This is a genomic window from Nesterenkonia massiliensis (assembly GCF_000455245.1).
GTDB lineage: Bacteria > Actinomycetota > Actinomycetes > Actinomycetales > Micrococcaceae > Nesterenkonia > Nesterenkonia rhizosphaerae.
Genome location: NZ_HG005165.1, coordinates 82036 through 85224, shown reverse-complemented (window position 1 = coordinate 85224; position 3189 = coordinate 82036). Strand labels below are relative to the sequence as shown.

The following is a 3189-nucleotide window of genomic DNA, read 5'->3' as shown; positions in this document are numbered from 1 at the left end:
CTCCTTGCTAGGCCCCGAGATGCGCTCCACCGGTGAAGTCATGGGTATCGACAAGCACTTCGACACGGCTTTCGCCAAGTCACAGCTGGCCGCGAATAACCCGCTGCCCACCGCTGGGAAGGTTTTTGTCTCGGTGGCGAACCGGGATAAGCGCGCGGTGATCATGCCGGTCAAGCGTCTGGCGGACATGGGCTTCTCTGTGGTCTCCACCGGCGGTACCGCCGATGTTCTGCGCCGCAATGGCGTGGCTTGTGAGCAGGTCAAGAAGATCGGTGAAACGCCCCAGGAGAAGGGCACCATCTTGGAGCTTGTTGAGGCCGGGGAGATCTCGCTGATCATCAACACTCCCTCCGGTGGTGATGCTCGCAGCGACGGGTATGAGATCCGCGCGGCAGCTACCAGCCTCGGCATTCCGGTGATCACCACTGTCGCTGAGTTCGGCGCTGCTGTTCAGGCGATCGAGGCTCTGGGGCAGTTTGAATGGTCGGTCTCGTCCCTGCAGGAGCATGCCGCCCGCCTCCACGAGGCAGGCCTCGCCGTAGCAGGCCAGAAGTGAGCGGGGCGCCGGCCGTGAGCGAGCCAGAACGCCCGTCCTTCGGCCGGCGCCTTCAGCAGGCCATCGCAGAGAAGGGTCAGCTGTGTGTGGGGATCGACCCGCACCCAGGAATGCTGACCAGTTGGGGACTCAGCGACGATGCCGCTGGTCTGCGGGAATTCGGCAGTCGGGTTATTGCGGCCTGTGCCGGCCGTGTCGCCGTAGTGAAACCGCAGGTGGCATTCTTTGAGGCCTATGGCCCGGCCGGTATGCAGGTGCTGGCCGAACTGACTGCCGAGGCTCGGGCGGCAGGGCTGCTGATCATTGCAGATGCCAAACGCGGTGATATCGGCTCTACTATGGCAGCCTATGCCCAGGCCTGGCTGAACCCGCAGAGCGAGTTTGCCGCTGATGCGCTCACCGTCAGTCCCTTCCTGGGCTTCGGGTCGCTGCAACCAGCGGTGGAGACCGCTCAGCGCTTCGGGGCCGGTCTCTTCGTCCTTGCCCTGACCTCGAATCCAGAAGGCCAGCAGGTGCAGCTGGCTGGCGCGGGAGGTCAGACCGTGGCCGGCGACATCGTTGCTCAGACCGCGGCAGCTAACCAGGCACATGACCCGGATGCTCCGCTGGGCAGTATCGGCCTCGTCATCGGCGCCACCACTGCACATCTCGCGCAGTCCCACGCTATTGACCTGGAGTTCAGCCGCCCGCCGCTGCTCGCACCGGGATACGGGGCCCAGGGCGCTTCTGCCGAGCAGCTGCGACGCAGCTTTGGCGCTGCCTGGGATCAGGTGCTGGTGAACTCGTCCCGCGGTATCCTGCAGCGTGGTCCACACGTGGCCGAGCTCACCGCGGCTATTGAAGAATCCGTAGCTGACCTGGGGTTAAATACTGGGAATAACCCCTGAACTCGCTTAATAGGCGTCACATCCTATTGCCCCTGACGAGAATTGCGGATAGATTCTGGCTCAGGCATTGACCCAATCGGGCACGGCAAGGAGAAGTACTGTGGCACTGCGAGAACTGACTCAGGAAGAACGCGATACTGCGCGTAAGAAGGCCCTGGCGGCTCGCACCGAACGCGCCGAGGTCAAACGCGACTTCGGAAACGGCCGTTTGAGCTTCCAGCAGGTCCTGGCGCAGGCTGATTCCTCTGAGGCTGTGGCGCGGTTGAAGACTATCGAGCTGCTGGAAGCACTGCCCGGAGTGGGCCGTGTCACAGCTACCAAAATCCTGGAGGATCATGGTGTGTCCATCAACCGTCGTCTTGGCGGACTCGGCAGCAAGCAGCGAGGAGCTTTGGCCAAGCATCTGGCACAATTGGGCTGATGCCTGACCATATTCCCCCTGTCACCGTTCTGGCGGGACCCACCTCTGTGGGTAAATCAACGCTGAGCCGGTATATCCGCGCCACCTACCCGCAGGTCCACTTCTCCGTCTCTGCTACTACCCGACCGCCGCGACCGGGAGAGATCGACGGCGAGGACTACCTCTTCATCGACGCTGACCGCTTTGATCAGCTCGTGGCCGAGGATGCCTTCCTGGAGTGGGCCACTGTGCATAAGAAGCACCGCTACGGCACGCTGCGCTCCACCGTTGAAGAGGCACTTGCCGAAGGCAAGCGGGTGCTTCTTGAGATTGACCTCCAGGGTGCGCGTCAGGTGCGCAGTCGGATGCCGGAGGCGCAGTTCGTGTTCCTGGCCCCGCCGAGCTGGGAGGATCTGGTCAAGCGGCTGATCGGTCGCGGCACGGAGTCCGAGGAAGAACAGCAGCGTCGGTTAGAAACCGCTAAGATAGAACTTGCTGCGGAGCCAGAATTCGACGTCACCATCATTAATGACGACGTCGACCGCGCTGCAGCTGAACTCGTCGCCCGAATGGGCTGTAACGACACCCCGGCGGCCTAAGCGCCCGCGGCCTCTGCGCATCATATAAGGCAGTCGGCTGACTGACCGGTAAGACCGAAGAAGAATCAACACATAAGGACGTGTATCCACGTGACTGAGCAGCTCGAAGGCATCATCGATCCGCCGATCGACGCCCTGGTGGCCAAGGCCGACTCGAAGTACGCACTTGTGCTCTTCGCCGCCAAGCGCGCCCGTCAGATCAACAACTACTACGCGCAGCTGCACGAGGGCCTCTTCGAGCACATTGGCCCGCTGGTGGAGACCAAGCTCAACGAGAAGCCGCTCTCCATCGCACTGCGTGAGATCCACGAGGGCCTGCTGGTGCAGAAGCCCAAGGCACAGGCCTCCGCCGAGGCTGAGGCTGCCTGAGCCTGGAGGGCTTTTCAGCTGAAGATCATCGACCTGATGCGCATTCTCCCCTCATGAAGATCGTTCTTGGAGTCAGTGCAGGTATCGCCGCCTATAAGGTGGTGCACCTGCTGCGACTGCTGCGGGAGGACGGGCATCAGGTCGATGTCATTCCCACGCCTTCATCCTTGGAGTTCGTGGGCAAAGCTACTTGGGAAGCCATCAGCGGCCGCCCGGTGACCACCTCTGTTTTTGAAGGCATCGATGAGGTCCGCCACGTGCGGTTGGGGCAGGAAGCCGACCTGATCGTCGTCGCGCCCGCCACCGCTGACCTGCTGGCCCGGGTGCGTGCCGGCATGGCACCGGACCTGCTGACCACCACCCTGCTGGCCTCGGAGG

5 protein-coding genes and 1 pseudogene are annotated in these 3189 nt (G+C 62.7%); all 6 read left to right on the top strand.

What is annotated here, in order from left to right; all coding sequences use genetic code 11:
* Window positions 1–556, top strand: a pseudogene (gene carB / locus TX78_RS14040) (carbamoyl-phosphate synthase large subunit); the annotation flags it as partial.
* Between the two features lie 14 nt (window positions 557–570).
* Window positions 571–1443 carry an orotidine-5'-phosphate decarboxylase gene (gene pyrF / locus TX78_RS00425; protein ID WP_044493419.1) on the top strand — a complete coding sequence of 291 codons (873 nt, stop codon included), beginning with the start codon at window positions 571–573 and terminating at the stop codon, window positions 1441–1443.
* A gap of 100 nt (window positions 1444–1543) precedes the next feature.
* On the top strand, window positions 1544–1864 hold the full coding sequence (mihF, locus tag TX78_RS00420; RefSeq protein ID WP_044492722.1) for an integration host factor, actinobacterial type: 321 nt from the start codon (window positions 1544–1546) through the stop codon (window positions 1862–1864).
* On the top strand, window positions 1864–2442 hold the full coding sequence (gene gmk, locus TX78_RS00415) for a guanylate kinase (RefSeq protein ID WP_044492721.1): 579 nt from the start codon (window positions 1864–1866) through the stop codon (window positions 2440–2442). The genes mihF and gmk overlap by 1 nt, the downstream gene beginning before the upstream one ends.
* Before the next feature lie 90 nt (window positions 2443–2532).
* The gene (gene rpoZ / locus TX78_RS00410) at window positions 2533–2811 is read left to right on the top strand and encodes a DNA-directed RNA polymerase subunit omega (RefSeq protein ID WP_044492719.1); all 279 of its coding nucleotides are present in this window, start codon (window positions 2533–2535) and stop codon (window positions 2809–2811) included.
* 53 nt (window positions 2812–2864) lie between these two features.
* The coding region (locus TX78_RS00405) for a flavoprotein (protein WP_044492718.1) at window positions 2865–3189 on the top strand (325 nt) is incomplete at its 3' end.